The following is a 20719-nucleotide window of genomic DNA, read 5'->3' on the forward strand; positions in this document are numbered from 1 at the left end:
CGCGGGGGCCACAGTCCACGGACTCGCTGCGCATACACCGCGCAGGCGCGCAGACATGACGATGGCCCGGTCTCAGGCAGATTTGCCGTCGATCCGGGCCATGGCGTCTTCCGCGCCGTACGGCTGCAGGTATGGCAGCCAGCGCGGGTCCCTATGCCCTGTGCCGATGATCCGCCAGGCGAGGCCCGACGGCGGCGCCGGCTGATGGCGCAGCCGCCAGCCGATCTCCGCGACATGGCGGTCGGCTTTGACATGATTGCAGCGACGACACGCGGCCACCACGTTCTCCCACGTGTGCTGGCCGCCGCGGCTGCGGGGGATCACATGGTCGACGCTGGTCGCCACGCCACCGCAGTACGCACATCGCCCGCCGTCGCGGGCGAACAGGGCACGGCGGGTGAGTGGCACGGGGCCCCGGTAGGGCATCCGGACGAATCGCTTCAAGCGGACCACGCTGGGTGCGGGTATGACACGGGTCGCGCTGTGCATCAGGGCGCCTGAGTCCTCAAGGCTGACGGCCTTGTCGTTGAGGACGAGTACGAGCGCGCGGCGGAGCGGTACGACGCCGAGCGGCTCGTACGACGCGTTGAGGACCAGGACATGCGGCACGGGTGCCTCCTTGTACGCCGGCGGCGCGTGGCTCGCGCCGGGACGATCTCCCCCAGTTTCCCCTGAACCCCGGCCGGAACGCCACCATCACCGGGTTAACGGTTGAGAGGCATTTCCGCGTACCGCCCGCATACCGCCGGAAGAGCGGAATTCGGCGGCCGTCCGGGCCCGCGAACACCCATCAGAGTGGCGAGAATCACGGGCTGCCCGGGGCCGCGGCGGAAATCGCCCGACTGACGCCCTCACCCCGCTCTTGTACGCCCCCTCGGCGCCCTCACGCGCTCTCGAACACAGGAACGGCACATTCCCGGGCCCGGCTACTGTGTGAGGGGTTGCCCGCCGGTCCTCCGTCCGGGCATGTCGCACATGAAGGGTCTCGCTGTGTTCTGGTCCGCTGCTCCGGCCGCAGACGCCACGCCTACTCCCACCAATCCCAGCACCCCCACCACGCTGAAGGACGCGCAGGAGAGCGCCACCAACGCCGCGGGCTGGGTGGAGGAGAACTGGTCCACCTGGCTCAGCATCGGGCTGCGCATCGCCCTGATCCTGGTGATCGCGTTCGTGCTGCGGACCGTGGTGCGGCGCGCGATCACCAAGCTGATAGAGCGCATGAACCGCACCGCCCAGGCCGTGGACGGCACGGCCCTGGCCGGTCTGCTGGTCAACGCGGAGCGGCGGCGCCAGCGGTCCGCGGCGATCGGCTCGGTGCTGCGCTCCGTCGCCTCGTTCCTGATCATGGGCACCGCGGCGCTGATGATCCTGTCGACGCTGCAGATCAATCTGGCACCGCTGCTGGCCAGCGCCGGTGTCGCGGGTGTGGCCATCGGTTTCGGCGCCCGCAACCTGGTCACCGACTTTCTGTCCGGCGTGTTCATGATCCTGGAGGACCAGTACGGGGTCGGCGACTCGATCGACGCCGGGGTGGCCTCCGGCGAGGTGATCGAGGTCGGGCTGCGCGTCACCAAGCTGCGCGGTGACAACGGCGAGATCTGGTACGTGCGCAACGGCGAGGTCAAGCGGATCGGCAACCTCAGCCAGGGCTGGGCCACGGCCGGCGTGGACGTCCAGATCCGCGCGGACGAGGACCTGGAGCAGGTCCGCGCGCTGATCACGCAGGTCGGCGTGGACATGGCCAAGGAAGAGCCCTGGAACGAGCGGCTGTGGGAGCCGATCGAGGTGCTCGGGCTGGACGCGGTCTACCTGGACTCCATGGTCGTGAAGGTGACGGCGCGCACCATGCCGGGCAAGGCGCTCGGCGTCGAGCGCGAGCTGCGCTGGCGGATCAAGAAGGCGCTGGACGAGGCGGGGATCCGCATCGTCGGCCGCCCCCTGGACCCGGATCTGCAGCCCGAGGACGCCGCCAACCCGGCCACGACGACGACCGTCGCGGCGCCGTCGGCCCTGTCCAACCCGGACTCCCCGCAGTCCCTGGCCACCACCCCGATCCCGCCGCCGGCCACGCCGCCCATCCAGAAGTAGCCGCGCCGTAGCCGAGGAGCAGGGCCGAGAAGCAGCGCCGAGAAGCAGGACCGGGAAACAGCCGTACGCACAGCCGCGGTGGTCGCGCGGCTGTGCGTACGGGGTCTCGCTGCGCTGGGTCTCAGGCCGTGACGGTCAGCGTGTTGCTCCAGACCAGACGGCCGTTCTCATAGCGCTCGTCGTGGGCGCTGAAGTGGACCTGCTCGCCCGGATACGCCCCGTAGAGATAGACGATCGGGTTGGGGCAGACCAGCAGCGGCGGCAGCGTGGCCTTGGGGTCCACCGGGACGGAGATGTTCCCGGAGGGGTCGGAGGTGGTCTGCAGCAGCGTGGGGCTGGTGCGGAGGTCGGAGAGGGTGACGGTGCCGCAGGTCGGCACCGAACCCGAGACGGCGGTCCTGACCCACACCCGGTGGCTGGGCAGAAAACCGCTGCCGGTGAGGGTCTTGGACTGGATGTCGTAGCTGATCAGCGTGGGCCCGGCGGCCACCCGCGCGACGGCCGCGGGCGCCGCCGCGGCCTGGGTGGCGGGGACGAGGAGGGTGGTGGAGACCGCCAGGGCCGTGCCCACCGCGAGCGCGGCGCGGACGGCGAGCGTCTTCAGGGTCCTGGGAGCGCGCATGATGGTTCCTCAATTCCGGTGTGGACGGCGTCGTGCCAGCCGTGGGTCAGCTGTCGGCGACCCGGTAGAAGAAGTCCCTGAACTCGGTGTTGATGTAGGGGCTCTGGAGCCAGCCGCTGGGCTGGTGGATGCTCGTCACGCCGTTGACGTGGCCGAGGGTGGTGTCGGGGTCGACGTCCATCAGCCAGCGGCCGCCCCGGGAGAGCCCGCCGTCCGACGGGGCGCAGGGCAGCTCGATGCCCCCGAAGGAGGCGGGGCGGGTGTAGCCGCCGCACCCGGAGGGGATCTGCCCGTTGACGGAGTATCCGTTGGCGCTCACGAACTCTTCCTTGGGCTGATTCCAGGCGAAGCCGTCGCCGCCGACCCTGTCGACGAGCCGTTGGCCGGACTCGTTGGGGTGGGTGGTCGCCAGCCCGAAGTCGTAGTTCATATTGCCGTCGTCGATCCACGCGTTGAACGTGTATCCCCAGTCGCCGACGAACTTGCCGTAGGGCGCGTTCCCCCTGAAGTAGCCGGGAATGAACACCCAGTTGTTCATCCAGGCGTGCGCGGCCCGGCTGTACACACAGCTCCCGGAGGTGACCACCAGTCGGCGCGAGCCGCTGTTCAGCGCGTTGCCGTCGCAGGCCTTGTCCTTGCCGTCGAACGGATCGACGTACAGGATCCGCCCGACGCGGATCGGGATCTCGTCGGCCGCGGTGGGCGCCCCCGGGATGCTCGCCGCCGCCGGGGGTACGGAGCCGGGCTCGTCGGCGGGGTTGGCTGGGTCCGCGAGCTGCCGCTGGGCGTGTTCGATGGCGCCCCGGGACGGACCGCTGCCCTGATACGCGGCGTGCCGCATCCGCTCCGGCGTCCAGTAGGCCCGGACCGCCTCGGCGGCCTCGGCCCGGGCGGCGTCCCGGCCGCCCCCGGCCTGTGTCAGCGCCGCCGAGGCCGCGCCCGCGCCGCTCGCCCCGCCCGCGCCATGCACCCCGGCCGGGCCGCTCGATCCGCCCTGGCCGTCCGACCCGCCCTGCCCGGCCGACCCGACTGGGCTGCCCTGGCCGCCCGACCCGTGCGGGCCGTCCGACGCGGCGCGCGCGCCGCCGGCCCCGGCGGCGACCGCGAGCAGCACTGCGATGAGCACCGCGAGCGGCCCTCGTGAGGTTGTTTTCATGCGCTCCCCGTTCCATCGATTGCCCGCGACCGTGGCAGGCACCGCTGGACCGCCGCTGGAGGAACCCTCGCCTCCGGCCCCGGCCCGCCCGGCCCACACCGCTCCCGCCGCCCCGGCCCGCACCGGCCGACGGCCATGCCCCCACTCACCCGGCCGCACCCATTGACGCCTCACCGCCCCGCGCCTTACCTTGCTGTTCATCAATAGGAAAGTTTCTTAACAGAGAACTCGAGCGATACGGGGGCACCCACCATGGCCGCATCAGGCACTCCGGGAACGCCGCGCGTGCTGCGCGCCATGAACGACCGGGCCGCGCTCGAACTGCTGGTCGCGCACGGGCCGCTGACCAGGACCCGGCTCGGCGAGCTGACCGGGCTCTCCAAGCCCACCGCCTCCCAGCTGCTGACCCGGCTGGAAGCCGCGGGACTGGTCCGGACGACCGGGAACGTCACCGGCCGCCCCGGGCCCAACGCCCAGCTGTACGAGATCAACCCGGCCGCCGCCCATGTCGCGGCGCTCGCCGTCGACCAGGAGGGCATCACCGCCGCCGTCGCCGACATCACCGGCCAGGTCCTCGGCGAGCACCGGGTGAACGCCGAGGCGACCGCCGAGTCGGTGCGCAACCGCACCGGCGAGCTCGTCGCCGAGGCTGTGGACGGCGCGCTGGCCGCCGCCGGGCTCGCCCGGGACGATCTGCGGCAGACGGTGATCGGCACCCCCGGCGCGCTCGACCCGCACACCGGGGTGCTGCGCTACGCACCCCACCTGCCGGGCTGGCAGTCCCGCACCATGCGGGACGAGCTGGCCGAGGTGCTGGGCACGCCCCTGGTGATCGAGAACGACGTCAATCTCGCGGCCGTCGCCGAGCAGCACCACGGCACCGCACAGGACTTCGACGACTTCGCGCTGGTCTGGGCCGACGAGGGCGTCGGCGCGGCCATCGTGCTCGGCGGCACCCTGTTGCGCGGGGCGACCGGCGGCGCCGGGGAGATCGGCTATATGCCGCTGCCGGGTGCCCCGCTCGCGCGTGGCGGGGACGACAGCGCCGCGCGGCCGGACGGGGGCGGGGGCTTCCAGAAGCTGGTCGGATCCCCCGCCGTGGTCGAACTGGCCCGGGAGCACGGTATCCAGGCGCCCACCGCCACCAAGGCACTCGCCTCCGCGCTGCGCACACCCGGCGCGGGCGACGCCGTCCTCACCGAGCTGGCCCGCCGCCTGGCCACCGGGCTCGCCTCGGTCGTCGCCGTGGTCGACCCGGAGTTGGTGGTGCTCTCCGGGCAGGTCGCCCAGGCCGGCGGGGAGCGGCTGCGGGAGCTGGTCGAGGCCGAGATGACCGGGCTCGCGCTGCCCCGGCCGCAGCTGCGGATCAGCGCCGTCGAGGGGGATCCGATTCTCATCGGCGCGCTGCAGACGGCGCTCGCCGATGCCCGTCACACCGTCTTCGACACCGCCTGACCCCGTCCCGCCCCATCCCTCTCCTACCGGTACACCGCCCAGGCCTTCCCGGTTCCGCCCGTCCCCGACAACACCTGGTCCCCAATCGCCGTACCCAACCCCCCCGCCCGGCGCCCCGCACCGCCGCTTCCCCTGCCGTTTCCCCCGTGCACAAGGAAGTCCGTCCATGCCACGACGATCATTGGCCCATCTCGGGTCAGCGCTCTGCGCCGCCGCCCTGCTGCTGGCGGGCTGCGCCAACCCGAGCACCGGCAGCGCCGAAGACGATCCGACCAAACCGGTCACGCTCAGGTTCTGGCACGGCTGGTCGGAGCAGAACGAAGTCAAGGCGATCAACGCGAGCATCGCCCGCTTCGAAAAGCTCCACCCCAATATCAAGGTGAAGTCCGTCGGCAATGTCACTGACGAGACCATCAACCAGGCGCTACGGGCCGGTGGCGGCGACGCCCCCGACGTCGTCACGTCCTTCACCACCAACAACGTGGGCCAGTACTGCTCGTCCGGTATGTGGGCCGATCTCGACCCGTTCATGAAGAAGACCGGCCTCGACAAGGAAAAGGTCTTCCCCAAGACGCTGCTGGACTACACCAGTTACGAGGGCAAGCAGTGCGCGCTGCCGCTGCTCGCCGACGCGTACGGCATGTATTACAACAAGGACGCCTTCAAGGAGGCGGGCATCGCGCGCCCCCCGCGCACCATGTCGGAGCTCAAGCGGGACGCCGCCAAGCTGACCAGGCGCACCAAGGGCGGCGGCTACGAGCGGGTCGGCTTCATGCCGAACTTCCGGCTCTATCAGAACAGTCCGGACCGGCTCTTCGCCCAGTGGGGTCCGACGTACTTCGACAAGGACGGAAAGTCGCGGCTGACGAAGGAAGGAAAGATCAAGGAGTTCTACGCCACCGTCCGGGACCTGATCCAAGAGCAGGGCGGATACGGCCCGCTGGAGACCTTCCGTACCTCCTTCGGCGATGAATTCTCCTCCCAGAACGCCTTTCTGACCGGCAAGCTGGCCATGCATCTGGACGGCGAATGGCGCGGCCTCTTCCTCAAGGACGCGAAGTTCAAATGGGGCACCGCCCCGCTGCCCGTGCCCGACGACCAGGCCGACACCTATGGCCGGGGCTATCTCACGGGCACCGTCACGGGCATCGCGCACAGCAGCAAGCACCAGAACGCCGCCTGGGAACTGGTGCGCTTTCTGACCGCCGACACCGATCAGGTGGTCACCTTCGCCAACGCCATTCACAATGTGCCGTCCACCAAGGCGGCGCTCGCCTCCCCCAAGCTGGACTCGGATCCGACCTTCCGCGCCTTCCTCGATATCGCGCAGAACAAGTACAGCAACGCCCTTCCGCCCTCGATCAACGGCGGCCAGTACGTGACCTCGCTGCAGGACTTCTCGTACAACGTGGAGGCGGGGAAGGTCCATGACCTGGACAAGGGGCTCAGGGAACTGGACGACCAGATAGACGCCGATATTCTCCAGGCGCAGGACTGACGGAGGGCGACATGGCCACGATGACAACAAACGCCCCCGCCCTGCGCCGTAAGCATCTGCGCAAGCGGCTCCGCACCCTCGGTTTTCTCTCTCCCTGGCTGGTCGGCTTCACCGTCTTCTTCGGCTATCCGCTGATCGCCACCATCTACTTCTCCTTTATGCACTACAACCAGATCAAGGCGCCGACCTTCGTGGGCCTGCGCAACTGGCGGTATGTGCTGGAGCAGATGCCGCTGTTCGGCCCGGCGCTGTGGAACACACTGTGGCTGGTCGTGGTGATGGTCGCGCTGCGCGTTGTGTTCGGTCTGGGTATCGGGCTGCTGGTGACCAAGATAAAGTCGGGCGTCGGTTTCTTCCGCACCGCCTTCTATCTCCCCTATCTCGCCCCTCCGGTGGCCGCGACCGTCGCGTTCGTCTTTCTTCTCAACCCCGGCACCGGCCCGGTGAACGACATTCTCGGCAAGATCGGGATTGACGCGCCGAACTGGTTCAACGACCCGGCCTGGGCCAAGCCCTCGCTGGTGCTGCTGTCCCTGTGGGGCATCGGCGATCTGATGGTCATCTTCATGGCCGCGCTGCTGGATGTGCCGAAGGAGCAGTACGAGGCGGCGGAGTTGGACGGCGCCGGGGCGTTCACCAGGTTCCGCTATGTCACCTGGCCGTCGATCACGCCTATCGTGATGTTCGCGGTGGTGACGGGTGTGGTGCAGACCATGCAGTACTACACCCAGGCCCTGGTCGCCGGGAAGCTGGCCTCGGGGGTCAGTATCGGCCCTGGCTCGGTCATCCAGCCCGGCTACCCCGACCACTCCACGCTCACGGTGCCACAGCTCGTGTATTCGCTCGGCTTCCAGAACTTCAACACCGGGGCCGCCTGTGTGCTCTCGCTCGTGCTCTTCGCGATCGCGATGGCCGTCACCACCCTGCTGATGCGCCGGCGAGCCGGCCTGCTGTCGGCGGACGACTGAGAAGGCTTGAGAGGACCAACCGATATGACCACCACGACCCTCTCGGCACCGTCCGCGCCGGTACGGCCCGCCGACCGCCCCTCCTCTGCCCCGGCCGCCCGCCGCAAGGCCGTACTGCACTGGATCGCCGTGCACGCGGTCGCCATCGCCGCCGCGCTGTTCTTCGTGCTGCCGTTCGTCTTCGTCTTTCTGACCTCGGTGATGAGTGACAGCCAGGCGATGAGCGGCGATCTGTGGCCCAACGCATGGCACTGGTCCAATTACACCGAGGTCTTCAACACCCCCGGTTTTCTGGACTGGTGGCGCAATTCCCTGATATACGCCGGACTCGGCACGGCGTTCACGCTGATCTCCTCGGTGCCGGTCGCCTACGCGCTCGCCAAATTCCGCTTCCGTGGCCGTCGCACCGCCATGATCCTGGTCATCTCCACGATGATGCTGCCGCCGCAGGTCGTGGTGGTGCCGATGTATCTGGTGTGGGCCCAGCAGTTCCATCTGTCGGGGTCGCTGTGGCCGCTGATCATTCCGATGGCGTTCGGTGACGCGTACTCCATCTTTCTGCTCCGGCAGTTCCTGCTGACGATCCCCGGGGAATACCTGGAATCCGCGAAGGTGGACGGCTGCGGGGAGCTGCGGACGCTGCTGCGGATCATCGTGCCCATGGCCAAGCCGGGCATCGCGGCCGTGGCGCTGTTCCAGTTCTTCTACTGCTGGAACGACTACTTCGGCCCGCAGATCTACGCCGCGCAGAATCCGGGCGCCTGGACGCTGTCGTACGGCCTGGAGAGTTTCAAGAGCGCGCACAGCGTCAACTGGAATCTGACGATGGCCGCGACACTGCTCGTCATGGCCCCCGTCATCATCGTCTTCTTCTTCGCTCAGAAAGCCTTCGTCGAAGGCGTCACACTGACAGGAGTCAAGGGTTGAAGCTCGCAGTGGTGGGTGGCGGATCCACCTACACCCCCGAACTCGTCGACGGATTCGCCCGCTTGCGGGATGTGCTGCCGATGGAGGAGCTGGTCCTGGTCGACCCGGCCGCCGACCGCCTCGAGCTGGTCGGCGGGCTGGCGCGGAGGATCTTCGCCAGGCAGGGCCACCCCGGCCGGATCTCCTGGACGGACGACCTGGACGCGGGCGTGGACGGCGCGGACGCGGTTCTGCTGCAGCTGCGCGTCGGCGGGCAGGCCGCCCGCGACCAGGACGAGACCTGGCCGCTGGAGTGCGGCTGCGTCGGGCAGGAGACCACCGGCGCGGGCGGGCTCGCCAAGGCGCTGCGCACGGTTCCGGTGGTGCTGGACATCGCCGAGCGGGTGCGCCGCCGCAATCCCGACGCGTGGATCGTGGACTTCACCAACCCGGTCGGCATCGTGACCCGCGCGCTGCTGACGGCGGGGCACCGGGCGGTCGGGCTGTGCAATGTCGCGATCGGCTTCCAGCGGAAGTTCGCGAAGCTGCTGGGCGTGGCCCCGGACGAGGTGTCGCTCGACCATGTGGGCCTCAACCACCTCACCTGGGAGCGCGCGGTGCGGCTGGGCGGCCCGGGCGGCGAGGATGTGCTGCCCAAGCTGCTGGCCGAGCACGGCGACGCGATCGCCGACGATCTGCGGATGCCGCGTGCGCTGATCGACCGTCTCGGCGTCGTCCCCTCGTACTATTTGCGCTACTTCTACCAGCACGACGCAGTCGTACGGGAGCTCAGGACGAAGCCGTCGCGGGCGGCCGAGGTCGCGGCGATCGAGCGGCGGCTGCTGGAGATGTACGCCGACCCGACGCTGGACGAGAAGCCCGAGCTGCTGGGCAAGCGCGGCGGCGCCTTCTACTCGGAGGCGGCGGTCGATCTGACCTCGTCCCTGCTGCGGGACACTGGCGAGGTGCGTATCGTCAACACCTTCAACCGGGGCACGCTGCCCTTCCTCCCGGACGACGCGGTGATCGAGGTCCCCGCGGCCGTGGACGCGCGCGGCGCGAGCCCGCTGCCCGTCAGCCCTCTGGAACCCCTTTACGCGGGGCTGGTCGCCCATGTCACCGCGTATGAGGACCTGGCGCTGGAGGCGGCGTTGAAGGGCGGTCGGGAGCGGGTCTTCGACGCCTTGCTGGCCCATCCTCTGATCGGCCAGATCGAGTACGCCGAGAAGCTGACCGACACTCTCATCGCACACAACCGGGAGCACTTGGCGTGGGCCTGAAGCAGTCCCAGAATGTGACCGCCCACCCGCCGCGCGCGTCCGTCCTGGCGGTCGACGCGGGCAACAGCAAGACCGATGTGGCGCTGGTCGGCCCGGACGGGGCGGTCCTCGGCACCGCGCGCGGCGGCGGCTTCCAGCCGCCCGTGGTGGGCGCCGAGGCCGCGGTGGCCTCGCTCGCCCCGCTGGTGGCGCGGGCGGCGCGGGCCGCCGGGTTCGACGGGCCGCCGTCCACCGAGCATGTCTCGGCCTGCCTGGCCAATGTGGATCTCCCGGCCGAGGAGGAGCAGGTGACGCCGCTGTTGGCGGCTCAGGGCTGGGGGTCGAGCGTCGCGGTCGCCAATGACACCTTCGCGCTGCTGCGGGCCGGGGTCGCGGACGACGGCGAGCCGACCGGCGTCGCCGTCGTGTGCGGCGCGGGCATCAACTGCGCGGGGCTTGGCCATGGCGGCCGCACCGCGCGGTTCCCCGCGATCGGCCGGATCTCCGGCGACTGGGGCGGCGGCAGTGATCTGTCGCTGGAGGCGATGTGGTGGGCGGCGCGCGCGGAGGACGGCCGCGGCGCGCCGACGGCCCTGGCCCGGGCCCTGCCCGAGCACTTCGGCCTGGCCACCATGTATGAGCTGATCGAGGCGCTTCATCTGGGGCGGATCGCCCCGGCGCGGCGCCATGAGCTGACGCCGGTGCTCTTCGCGGTGGCCGGGTCGGGCGACGAGATCGCGCGCGCGATCGTCGCCCGGCAGGCGGAGGAGGTGGTCACCATGGCCACGGTCGCCTTGGCCCGGCTCGAACTGCTCGGTGAGCAGACGCCGGTGGTGCTCGGCGGCGGGGTGCTCGCGGCGCGCCATCCGCTCCTGGACGGCCGGGTCCGCGAGTTGCTTGCCGAGCGCGCCCCGAAGGCGGAGCCGAGGGTGGTCACCGCGCCGCCGGTGCTCGGGGCCGCTCTGCTCGGTCTGGATCGCATGGGCGCGCCCGCGGCGGCGTACGCCGCGCTGCGCGCGCACTACGCCCGGGGCTGGTGATCCCTGCGCCCGGGGCCGAAGCCCCTTGAGCCCGGGGCTGAGGACCTCGATTTTCCAGGTCGGGGCGGGTAATTGGGAACCGATGCGCGCCGAGAAGCGTATGAGAAGTTGGGAGAAGGAGGACGACGCGGACACCCCCGGGGCCGGTGGCCCAGAGGCGAAGATCGCGATCGGGCCAAGATCCGGGCACGACCGGTGTGCTCGTCGGCGGCTGGCGTCCATACTGCTGCCCGGATACCTGTCCCCCGCCGCATCGGGCGACGGGCCGCCGACAGTGACTGAGGGGTCAGGACCGAGGGGGAGGTCAAGTGGCATACCCGCCGACCACCGGCGCGGCCGGAGCTGCCGCCGCGGGCGCGTTGTCGGGGCGGCGGCGGGCCGCGTGGCGGGAGGGCGTTGAGCGGGCCCGGGCCGCGGCGACGACGGAGCCGGGGCGGCTGCGGGTCATCGGGGCCGTGCTCGCGGCGCTGGTGGTGGCGTTCGGGGCGGTGACGGCCTGGCAGGTCTCCGACCGGCAGACCGCGGCGGACGCGGTGGTGGAGCACAGCCAGCCGCTGAGCGCCGACGCGGCGAGCATCTACCGCTCCTTGGCCGACGCGGACACGACCGCGGCGAGCGCCTTCCTGGCCGGCGGGCAGGAGCCGACGGAGGTGCGCAGGCGGTACGAGGCGGATGTCGACCGGGCCGCCAAGCTGCTGGTGCAGGCCGCGGCCAATACGGAGGGCTCGGCGACCGCTCGCGAGGAGATACGCCGGATCGGCGAGCTCCTGCCGGTCTATTCGGGCCTGGTCGAGTCCGCGCGGGCCAACAACCGCCAGGGGCTGCCGCTGGGCGGCGCCTATCTGCGGTATGCCAACGACATCATGCGGCAGCGGCTGCTGCCCGCCGCGGGTCGGCTGTACCAGGCCGAGACCGCGCGGCTGGGCGAGGACTACGAGGAGGCGACGTCCTGGCCGTGGGCGGCGATCGGCCTCGGCGTCGCCGCGCTGGCCGCCCTGGGCTTGGCCCAGCGGCGTGACTTTCTGCGCACCAACCGGGTGTTCAACCGCGGGCTGCTCGCTTCTGCCGCCGCCTCGGCGGTGGTGCTGGTGTGGCTGGCGGTCGGCCATGGCCTCGCCCGCTCCGCGCTGAACGACTCCAATGACCACGGGGCGAAGTCCCTGCATGTGCTCAACGAGGCCCGGATCGACTCGCTGCGCGCCCGCGGCGACGAGAACCTGACGCTGGTGGCGCGCGGCGCGGTCGTCGTCGAGGAGGGCAAGGACAAGGGCAAGGACGCCTACGAGGTGGGTTATGCCGAGCAGATGTCCGGCCTCATAGGCGACGACGGCACCGACGCCGGAAGCGTCGCGGGCGGCGACAAGGCCGGGGCCGCCCCCGGCAGCCTGCTGGCCCGGGCGCGCGGCCTCGCGGACGACGACGAGGGCCGCGCCCCGGTGGACGAGGCCACCACGCGCGTACGGGAGTGGCAGGTGCGCCACAAGGCCGCCCGTGCCGACGACGACGCGGGCAACTACAAGGACGCGCGGGAGAAGGTCATCGGCGGTGAGGGCAGCACGGGCGAGTCGTTCGACAAGGTCGACGAGTTGCTGGCCAAGGCCCTGGACCATGAGCAGCGGGAGTTCAAGCGGGCGGCGGACGACGGGCGGGGCGCGCTGACCGGGCTGGCGCTCGGCGCCGGGGTGCTGGCCGCGCTGGGCGCGGCGGCCGCGCTGCTGGGCATAGGCCGCCGGCTGTCGGAGTACCGGTGAGGGCGATGGGGGGCGTGAGGATGCGAGCGGGGCGAGCGGTGCGAGCGGGCGCCGCGGCGGCCGTCTGTGCCCTGGGCGTGGCTACGGCGATCTTCGTGCCCGCGGCGCTGGACGACCAGGGCGACGGGGGCGGGAGCGGGCGGGGCGAGGGAGGCGGGGTGCATCCGCGGGCCGCGCGGACCACGGCGGCGACCACTGCGGAGAAGTGTGTGCGGCCGGAGGCCAGTCTGCGGCCGTCGAGCGCGAGCGGCCCGGCCATACAGCGCATCAAGAACCGGAAGGTCGACGGCCACAGGCTGGGCAAGCTGATCGCCGGGGTGGACCAGAACAGCTACCGCTGGGGCTATCGTGACCCGGCCACCGGCGATCTCACGGGTTTCGACATCGAGCTGGTGCGCGCCATCGCCAAGGACATCTTCGGCGACCCTGACGCGGTCATCTACCGCGCCATCCCCACCAGTCAGCGGGTCAAGGCGCTGCAGCAGGGCAAGGTGGACATCGTCGTCCGTACCATGACCATCAACTGCGACCGTCTCAAGGACGTCGCTTTCTCCACCGCCTATTTCAAGGCCGGGCAGCAGGTGCTGGTCCCCAAGGGCTCCTCGGTGACCGGGTACAACACCTCGCTGCGCGGCAAGAGGGTCTGCACGGCGCAGGGTTCCACGGCCGAGGCCGAGCTGGACAAGGAGAAGGACGGCGCCGAGGACCTGGGCGCGATCAAGGTCGACCCGGTGCCCAATCAGCTGGACTGCCTGGTCAGATTGCAGCTCGGCCAGGTGGACGCCGTGATCACGGACAACGCGCTGGCGGCCGGGCAGGCGGCCCAGGACCCGTCCGTCAAGCTCGTCGGCAAGCCGTTCACCGAGGAGTTCTACGGCGTGGCGATGAACAAGAGCGATGTGGACCTGGTACGCCGGGTCAACAAGGTGCTGGAGGCGTACCGCTCCGGCGGTGACAACAGCCCCTGGATGCGGGCCTACCGTAAGTGGCTCGCCGAGGATCTCGGCAGAACGGAGGAGAATCCGGCGGCACCGGCTCCCGCGTACAAGGACTAGCAGCCGCCGAGGATTAGCGCGCGGCGAGCGCGCGTAGGGATGCACGCAGTAAGTGCACGCAGTAGGGATGTAGCGAATACGGATCCAGTAGGTCACAGGGCACGGACACAGAGAGGTGATCGATGGGGGGCACGGGACCCTTCCCCAGTTCCGCGGGGGAACCCGACAAGCCGGTCATGGGCCGCGAGGAGGTGGACCGCGTGCTGGCGAAGCTCGGAGCCGAACACGAGGCGATCGAGTCCTCGCTGCTCGCCCTCCAGGACCACGCGGGCCGCAGACTCCTGGAGGGCGCCGAGCTGACCGGCATCACCAAGGACCGGTGGGCCACCACCGAGCAGGCCATCTCCCTGCTGTGGACGTATTTCGACGCCTATACGGACGCGCTGCACTCCGCCCGTGAGGTGCGCTCCCGCCACCGCTGGTCCACGCCCGGCGAGTTGGCCGAGCTCACCGGACTGCTGCGCGGCCCGGGCATCACGCTGCCCAGCAGCGCCTCGCTCACCGGCTCGCCGCTGCTCAGCGAGCAGCTGACGCTGGACGCGCTGGTCGTCCGGATGAACCGGTGGTACGCCGAGGCCCTTGATGTCATCGTCACGGCCGACGCCGTCTGGTCCGCGCTGCCCGCTCGTATCGACATGCTCTCCGCCGAGTTGCGCCGCACCCGTTCTCTCGCCCATTCGGTCGGGGTGCGCCCGGGCGAGCACCCCTCGGGCGACGACCTGGAGCGGATCACGGCGGAGTTGACGTCGCTGCGCGCCGAGGTCGTCTCCGATCCGCTCGCCTTCTGGTCCGGCGCCTCGCCGAGCTCCGCGCCCGGCGGCGGCCGCCCCGACACCGCCCGCTACGACGCCGCGGCCCGCGCCCTGGAGGACGTACGGCGCGAGATCGAGGCGGTTCTCGATGTGCGGCAGGACGCGGAGCGGCGGCTTATGCGGCTGCGCGACGTCCTCTCCCGCGCGGACCGCACGCTCTCGGAGGCGCGGCAGGCGCGTGGTGAGGTGCTGGCCAAGATCGCGGCGTCCGAGGTGCCGGCGGTCAGCGGCCCGCCGACGGTGCTGCAGGAGCAGCTGGTGACGGCGGCCGAGTACCGCAGGCGCGCCCAGTGGCACCGGCTCTCCCCGCTGCTGGAGTCCTTGGAGGAGCGCGCCGACGACGAGTTGCTGCGGGCCCGGGAGTCGCTGACCGCGGTGACCGCGCCGCTGGCGGTGCGCGCCGAGCTGCGCGGCCGGCTGGACGCGTACAAGGCGAAGGTCACGCGTCATGGCATGGCCGAGGACCCGCTGCTGATCGAGCGGTACGACACGGCGCGCCGGATGCTGTGGAGCGCGCCCTGCGATCTGCGCGCCGCCGAAGCGGCGGTGCTGCGCTACCAGCATGCCGCGGCCGAGGCCCTGGTCCCGCGCCAGAAGGGGCTGCAGGACCGCAGAACGGGGGAGGCACTGTGAGCGTCGCACGCGCGGCCGCCGGGCCGCACACGACCGCGCTGGCCGCGCCTCTGCGCCGCGCGGGCGGCAGTGACATGAGCCGCTGCCGCGGCGGGGCGAACGGAGAAACGCCGTGAGCGTCGCAGGTATGGGCAGGTGTCAGCGGCGTGGGTGCGGTGGATCGTACGAGGATGTGGGCGGCGGTCAGCTGTACTGCGACACGTGCGGTATGGCCCCGGTCGTCTCGCGGGACGGAATGGTCGGTTCGTCGCCCACCGGTATCACCGGCGTGGGGCGCGGCGACCGGGGTAGCGGCTCGTCGGGCACCGGCTCCCGTTCCTCCTCGCGCCCGTCGTCGCGGTCCGCCTCGTCCCGGCGTTCGGTGTCCGGGCGGCTGTCCCGTTCGCTGGGGTCGGGGCGGTCGTCCTCGCGTTCGGTGTCGGTGCGCAGTTCCCGCTCCTCCGCCGTGGCCCGCTCCGGGCGCAGCCGCCTGGGCGCGGGCCTGGTCAGCGTGGACGAGGTACCGCGCACCGACCCGCGTATGGCGGTGCTGGCCAATCCGGAGGTGCCGGAGCGCAAGCGGTTCTGCAGCCGGAGCGACTGCGGGGCGCCGGTGGGGCGCGCCCGCGGCGATCGGCCGGGCCGCACCGAGGGGTTCTGCACCAAGTGCGGTCATCCGTATTCCTTCGTGCCCAAGCTGAGCCCTGGCGATATCGTGCACGGCCAGTACGAGGTGGCGGGCTGTCTGGCCCACGGCGGTCTCGGCTGGATCTATCTGGCCATCGACCGGGCGGTGTCCGACCGCTGGGTGGTCCTCAAGGGCCTGCTGGACACGGGGGACGAGGAGGCGCTGTCGGTCGCGGTGTCGGAGCGCCGGTTCCTCGCCGAGATCGAGCATTCCAACATCGTCCGCATCTACAACTTCGTCGAGCATCTCGATCAGCGCACCGGCAGCCTCGACGGCTACATCGTGATGGAGTACGTCGGCGGCAAGTCGCTGAAGGACATCGCCAACTCCCGCCGCGCGCCGGACGGCAGGCGCGATCCGCTGCCGGTCGAGCAGGCGTGTGCGTACGGTATCGAGGCCCTGGAGGCCCTGGGCCATCTGCACAGCCGCAATCTGCTCTACTGCGACTTCAAGGTCGACAACGCCATCCAGCAGCAGGACCAGCTGAAGCTCATCGACATGGGCGCGGTGCGGCGGATGGACGACGAGGACAGCCCGATCTACGGCACGGTCGGCTATCAGGCCCCCGAGGTTTCGGAGCTGGGCCCGACGGTCGCCTCGGATCTGTATACGGTGGCGCGCACGCTGGCCGTGCTGACCTTCGACTTCCAGGGTTATACGAATGTCTTCGCGGACAGCCTGCCCGACCCGGGGAACATCGAGGTCTTCCAGCGTTACGAGTCGTTCTACCGGCTGCTGGTGCGGGCCACCGACCCCGATCCGAACCGCCGGTTCGGTTCGGCGCAGGAGATGGCCGATCAGCTGACGGGTGTGTTGCGGGAGGTCGTGGCGCTGCAGACGGGGCGGCCCCGGCCGGCGCTGTCGACGCTGTTCGGGCCCGAGCCGCGGGTGGTGGACACCCAGTTGTTCGCCGAGCAGGGGCAGGACGCGTCGGCGCTCGGGGCCCGCGCCGGCCGGGGCCGGGCGGCCGCCGCTCCGCCCCGCCCTCAGGGCGTGCTCGCCCTGCCGCTGCCCGCGATCGCGCCGCTGGACGCCCGCGCCACCGCCCTGGCGCTGCCGGTGCCGCTGGTGGATCCGGACGACGCCAACGCCGGGTTTCTCGCCGGGCTGCTGGCCTCCGCCCCGACCGAGCTGCACGCGGCGCTGCGGGCGGCCCCCGCCGATTCGCTGGAGCTGCGGCTGCGCCGTATCCGCGCGCAGTTGGAGCTGGGCCACGCACGGGAGGCGGGGATCGCGCTGGACGGTCTGGAGGCCGGCCATCCCGACGACTGGCGGATCGTCTGGTACCGGGGCCTGCACGCGCTGGCGACCGGGGACAACGAGACCGCGGCCCTGTCCTTCGACGCCGTCTACGACGCGTTTCCCGGCGAGCCCGCGCCGAAGCTGGCGCTGGGTGTGTGCGCCGAAGTGCTCGGCCAGTTGGACAATGCGGCGGAGTACTACCGGCTGGTGTGGACGACCGATCCGAACCATGTGAGCGCCGCCTTCGGGCTCGCCCGGGTGCTGTTGTACGCCGGGGACCGTGCGGGGGCGGTGGCCGCTCTCGAGTCCGTACCGGAGTCGTCCATTCACTACACGGCGGCCCGGGTCGCGGCGGTGCGGGCCCGGCTGCGGCAGCGCGCCGCGCATGAGCCGCTGCTGGCCGATCTGACGGCCTCGGCCCAACAGGTCGAGCGGCTGGGCCACTTGGGCCTGGACGCGGTGCGGTACGAGCGGCTGTGCACGGAAGTACTGGGCAGCGCCCTGGATTGGGTACTGTCCGGCAGCAGCGGCGCGCCGCCGGGCGGCGCCCGGCCGTCCCTGCTCAGCAGCAGTCTGGACGAGCGGGGACTGCGCTTCGGCTTGGAACGCTCGTACCGGGTGCTCGCCAGGCTTGCGCAGCGCGGCGAGGAAAGGATCGAACTGGTGGAGCGGGCCAACCGTTTCCGCCCCAGGACGTGGGTGTGATCGATGTCGCAGATGCCGCGGCTGCCTGGAGTGGCAGCCTGCCCGACCTGTGAAGAGCCGCTGGAGTCGGGTGACAACTTCTGCGGCGTGTGCGGGGCCGATCTGGCGTCGGCCGCGCCGGATGCCGCCGTGGCCGCGGACCGCCCGGCGCCTCCGGTGAACGGAGCGGCGCGGGCCAGGCGGCAGGAGCCGGAGGACTATCCGCTCCCGGCCCCCGCCCCGGTGCCTCCGGCTGCCGCAGCGGCCCCGGCGGGCCCGGATGTCCCGGCGGCCTCGGATGTCCCGGTCGCCTGGGACGTACCGGCCGCGCCGGACGGGCCGACGGCCGACCCCAGGGCCACGGCTCCTGGGGAGCAACCAACCCCCGATACGCCTGCTGCACCGGGTACGCCGGGCACGCCGGGCATCGGAACGAACACTGACGCGAACAGCGGTCGCCGCCTGTGCGCCGCGTGCCGGGAGGGCACCATCGACCAGGACGGATACTGCGACTCCTGCGGCCACGCCCAGCCGCGGGAACGCGACCACATGGAGCGGGAGTTGGCGGGCGTCGCGGCGGCCAGCGACCGCGGCCTGCGCCACCATCGCAACGAGGACGCGTTCGCCGTGTCCTCCGCCGCGCTGCCCGACGGTTCACCGGCCGTGCTCGCGGTCGTCTGCGACGGGGTCTCCTCGGCGACCCGCCCCGACGACGCGTCCGCGGCCGCCGCCCGCGCCGCGGGCCAGTCGCTGCTCGCCGCGCTCCCCCGTGGCGCCCATCCCCAGACGGCCATGAACGAGGCGATCGTCGCCGCCTCCGAGGCCGTGAACTCCCTCGCGGCGGAGGCGGGCGGGGCGGGTGCGCACGACGAACCCCACCAGCGCCAGCAGAACGCGCCGGCCTGCACCATCGTCAGCGCGGTGGTCACCTCCGGCATTCTGACCGTCGGCTGGATCGGCGACAGCCGCGCCTACTGGGTGCCCGACGACCGTTCGGCGTCGCCCGCCCGGCTCACCGAGGACGACTCGTGGGCGGCCCAGATGGTGGCGGCCGGTCTGATGTCCGAGGCGGAGGCGTACGCGGACGAGCGGGCCCATGCCATCACCGGCTGGCTCGGCGCGGACGCCTATGAGCTGGAGCCGCACACCGCTTCCTACAAGCCGGACCAGCCGGGTGTGGTGGTGGTGTGCACCGACGGCCTGTGGAACTACGCGGAATCGGCGCAGGACATGGCCCGTGCGCTGCCGCAGGACGCCCGCGCCCGGCCGATGCACAGCGCGCGCGTTCTGGTCGGCCACGCCCTGGAGGGCGGGGGCCACGACAACGTAACAGTGGCCGTACTGCCGTTCCCCGCGGAGCCGGGCGGGGCAGGATCCGGCTGATCTCCGGACGGCCTGAGGAGCGGTCTGAGCCCAGGAGCGGTTGAAGCCCAAGGAGCGGATCTGATGGCCAACTTCGCCAAGTCCACCGTGCCGCGGTTCTCGGCCGAGGTCTACCAGAACGAGTACCTTCCCGAGGGCGGCCGCGAGGTGAACGCGATCGTCACGGTCACCTCCACCGGCGGCGGCACCACCGGGGGGATGCCCATCCCGGCGATCCCGGCGCCCGCCGAGCCCCGGGACCTGGGCGGCGCCCAGCCCCGGGACCAGAGCGGCGGCGCGGCCGTGGTCATCATGGTCGACTGCTCCGGCTCCATGGACTATCCGCCGGAGAAGATGCGCAACGCGCGGGACGCGACCGCCGCCGCGATCGACGCCATCCGCGACGGCGTCGCCTTCGCGGTGGTCGCCGGCACCCACAAAGCGGAGGAGATCTTCCCGGGCGGGGGCCGGCTGGCGACCGCCGACCCGGCCACCCGGGCCCGGGCGAAGGACGCGCTGCGCGGGCTGAGCGCCGACGGCGGCACGGCGATCGGCACCTGGCTGCGCCTCGCCGACCGGCTGCTGGCGTCGGCCGATGCGCCGATCCGGCACGGCATCCTGCTGACCGACGGCCGCAACGAGCACGAGGAGCCGGGGGAGCTGCGGGCCGCGCTGGATGCGTGCGCGGGCCGCTTCACCTGCGATGCGCGCGGGGTGGGCACGGACTGGGAGGTCAAGGAGGTCACGGGCATCGCCTCCGCGCTGCTCGGCACGGCCGATATCGTGGCAGACCCCTCCCATCTGGCCGCGGACTTCACGCGCATGATGGACGCCGCGATGGGCAAGGAGATCGCGGACGTGAGCCTGCGGGTGTGGACCCCGGTGGGCGCCGAGGTGGCGTTCGTCAAGCAGGTGGCGCCCGCGGTCGAGGACCTGACCGACCGGCGTACCGAGGCCGGAGCGCGGGCCGGCGACTATCCGACGGGCTCCTGGGGCGACGAGTCCCGCGACTACCACCTGTGTGTGCGGGTGCCCGCGGCCGACGTCGGGCAGGAGATGCTGGCCGCCCGCGTCTCCCTCGTACTGCCGCAACACGATCCGCGGCGCGATCCGCAGCACGCCGGGCTCCCGGCCACGCTCGCCCAGGGGTTGGTGCGGGCCGTGTGGACGGAGGACATGGCCGCCTCCACCGCAATAAATCCGCAGGTCGCGCACTATACGGGCCAGGCAGAACTGGCACAGGCCATCCAACAGGGCCTGGATGCCCGCAAAGCGGGCGATACGGACGGAGCAACGGCCAAGCTGGGGCGTGCCGTCCAGCTGGCGAACGCCTCGGGGAACGAGGACACGGCGAAACTGCTTGCGAAGGTGGTGGACGTCGTCGATGTGGCGACAGGTACTGTGCGACTGAAAGCGAAGGTCGCGGAGGCGGATGAGATGACTCTCGAAACGCGCTCCACCAAGACAGTTCGCGTCAAAAGGTAACAAGAAGTAACGCGACAAGCACGCAAAACGGCAGTA

The 20719-nt window shown here is 71.3% G+C and carries 16 protein-coding genes; 13 read left to right on the forward strand and 3 right to left on the reverse strand.

Annotated features, from left to right (window positions below; genetic code table 11):
* Positions 1 to 72 precede the first annotated feature (72 nt).
* Positions 73 to 609: an HNH endonuclease gene (locus ACH4U7_RS19705; protein WP_014179649.1), complete on the reverse strand. Its 537-nt coding sequence runs from the start codon at positions 607 to 609 to the stop codon at positions 73 to 75.
* A gap of 366 nt (positions 610 to 975) precedes the next feature.
* On the opposite strand from ACH4U7_RS19705, the gene ACH4U7_RS19710 reads away from it, so the two are divergent.
* Positions 976 to 2088 (forward strand): mechanosensitive ion channel family protein, encoded by a 1113-nt coding sequence (locus tag ACH4U7_RS19710; RefSeq protein WP_398529149.1) that lies wholly within the window; start codon positions 976 to 978, stop codon positions 2086 to 2088.
* 121 nt (positions 2089 to 2209) lie between these two features.
* Here the strand turns inward: ACH4U7_RS19710 and ACH4U7_RS19715 are convergent, their stop codons facing one another.
* Complete coding sequence (locus ACH4U7_RS19715; RefSeq protein ID WP_398529150.1) at positions 2210 to 2710, reverse strand: hypothetical protein; 501 nt, start codon at positions 2708 to 2710, stop codon at positions 2210 to 2212.
* 46 nt (positions 2711 to 2756) lie between these two features.
* Complete coding sequence (locus tag ACH4U7_RS19720; RefSeq protein ID WP_398529151.1) at positions 2757 to 3866, reverse strand: trypsin-like serine peptidase; 1110 nt, start codon at positions 3864 to 3866, stop codon at positions 2757 to 2759.
* Positions 3867 to 4118: 252 nt separating this feature from the next.
* Here ACH4U7_RS19720 and ACH4U7_RS19725 point away from each other — a divergent pair, with 252 nt between their 5' ends.
* The 12 genes from ACH4U7_RS19725 to ACH4U7_RS19780 all read left to right on the forward strand — a co-directional run bounded on the left by ACH4U7_RS19725 (position 4119) and on the right by ACH4U7_RS19780 (position 20683).
* Positions 4119 to 5321, forward strand: a complete 1203-nt coding sequence (locus ACH4U7_RS19725) for an ROK family transcriptional regulator (protein ID WP_089506823.1) — start codon at positions 4119 to 4121, stop codon at positions 5319 to 5321.
* A 166-nt stretch (positions 5322 to 5487) separates the two neighbouring features.
* A complete protein-coding gene (locus ACH4U7_RS19730) occupies positions 5488 to 6819 on the forward strand; it encodes an ABC transporter substrate-binding protein (protein ID WP_398529152.1) in 1332 nt (443 codons plus the stop codon).
* Between the two features lie 11 nt (positions 6820 to 6830).
* Positions 6831 to 7787: a carbohydrate ABC transporter permease gene (locus tag ACH4U7_RS19735; RefSeq protein ID WP_385610819.1), complete on the forward strand. Its 957-nt coding sequence runs from the start codon at positions 6831 to 6833 to the stop codon at positions 7785 to 7787.
* Positions 7788 to 7811: 24 nt separating this feature from the next.
* Positions 7812 to 8714 (forward strand): carbohydrate ABC transporter permease, encoded by a 903-nt coding sequence (locus tag ACH4U7_RS19740; protein ID WP_398529153.1) that lies wholly within the window; start codon positions 7812 to 7814, stop codon positions 8712 to 8714.
* A complete protein-coding gene (locus ACH4U7_RS19745) occupies positions 8711 to 9973 on the forward strand; it encodes a 6-phospho-beta-glucosidase (RefSeq protein ID WP_398529154.1) in 1263 nt (420 codons plus the stop codon). The genes ACH4U7_RS19740 and ACH4U7_RS19745 overlap by 4 nt, the downstream gene beginning before the upstream one ends.
* Positions 9964 to 10992: an N-acetylglucosamine kinase gene (locus ACH4U7_RS19750; protein WP_398529155.1), complete on the forward strand. Its 1029-nt coding sequence runs from the start codon at positions 9964 to 9966 to the stop codon at positions 10990 to 10992. The genes ACH4U7_RS19745 and ACH4U7_RS19750 overlap by 10 nt, the downstream gene beginning before the upstream one ends.
* Before the next feature lie 308 nt (positions 10993 to 11300).
* On the forward strand, positions 11301 to 12743 hold the full coding sequence (locus tag ACH4U7_RS19755) for a hypothetical protein (RefSeq protein WP_398529156.1): 1443 nt from the start codon (positions 11301 to 11303) through the stop codon (positions 12741 to 12743).
* A 5-nt stretch (positions 12744 to 12748) separates the two neighbouring features.
* A complete protein-coding gene (locus ACH4U7_RS19760) occupies positions 12749 to 13798 on the forward strand; it encodes a glutamate ABC transporter substrate-binding protein (RefSeq protein WP_398529157.1) in 1050 nt (349 codons plus the stop codon).
* A gap of 122 nt (positions 13799 to 13920) precedes the next feature.
* Positions 13921 to 15243, forward strand: a complete 1323-nt coding sequence (locus ACH4U7_RS19765) for a hypothetical protein (RefSeq protein WP_398529158.1) — start codon at positions 13921 to 13923, stop codon at positions 15241 to 15243.
* Positions 15244 to 15370: 127 nt separating this feature from the next.
* Positions 15371 to 17857, forward strand: a complete 2487-nt coding sequence (locus ACH4U7_RS19770; protein ID WP_398529415.1) for a tetratricopeptide repeat protein — start codon at positions 15371 to 15373, stop codon at positions 17855 to 17857.
* Between the two features lie 3 nt (positions 17858 to 17860).
* On the forward strand, positions 17861 to 19219 hold the full coding sequence (locus tag ACH4U7_RS19775; RefSeq protein ID WP_398529159.1) for a PP2C family serine/threonine-protein phosphatase: 1359 nt from the start codon (positions 17861 to 17863) through the stop codon (positions 19217 to 19219).
* A 63-nt stretch (positions 19220 to 19282) separates the two neighbouring features.
* Entirely contained in the window at positions 19283 to 20683 is a 1401-nt protein-coding gene (locus tag ACH4U7_RS19780) for a VWA domain-containing protein (RefSeq protein WP_398529160.1), read from the forward strand.
* The last annotated feature ends 36 nt before the right edge of the window (positions 20684 to 20719 follow it).

This window comes from Streptomyces sp. NPDC020845 (genome assembly GCF_044334165.1).
Lineage (GTDB): Bacteria > Actinomycetota > Actinomycetes > Streptomycetales > Streptomycetaceae > Streptomyces.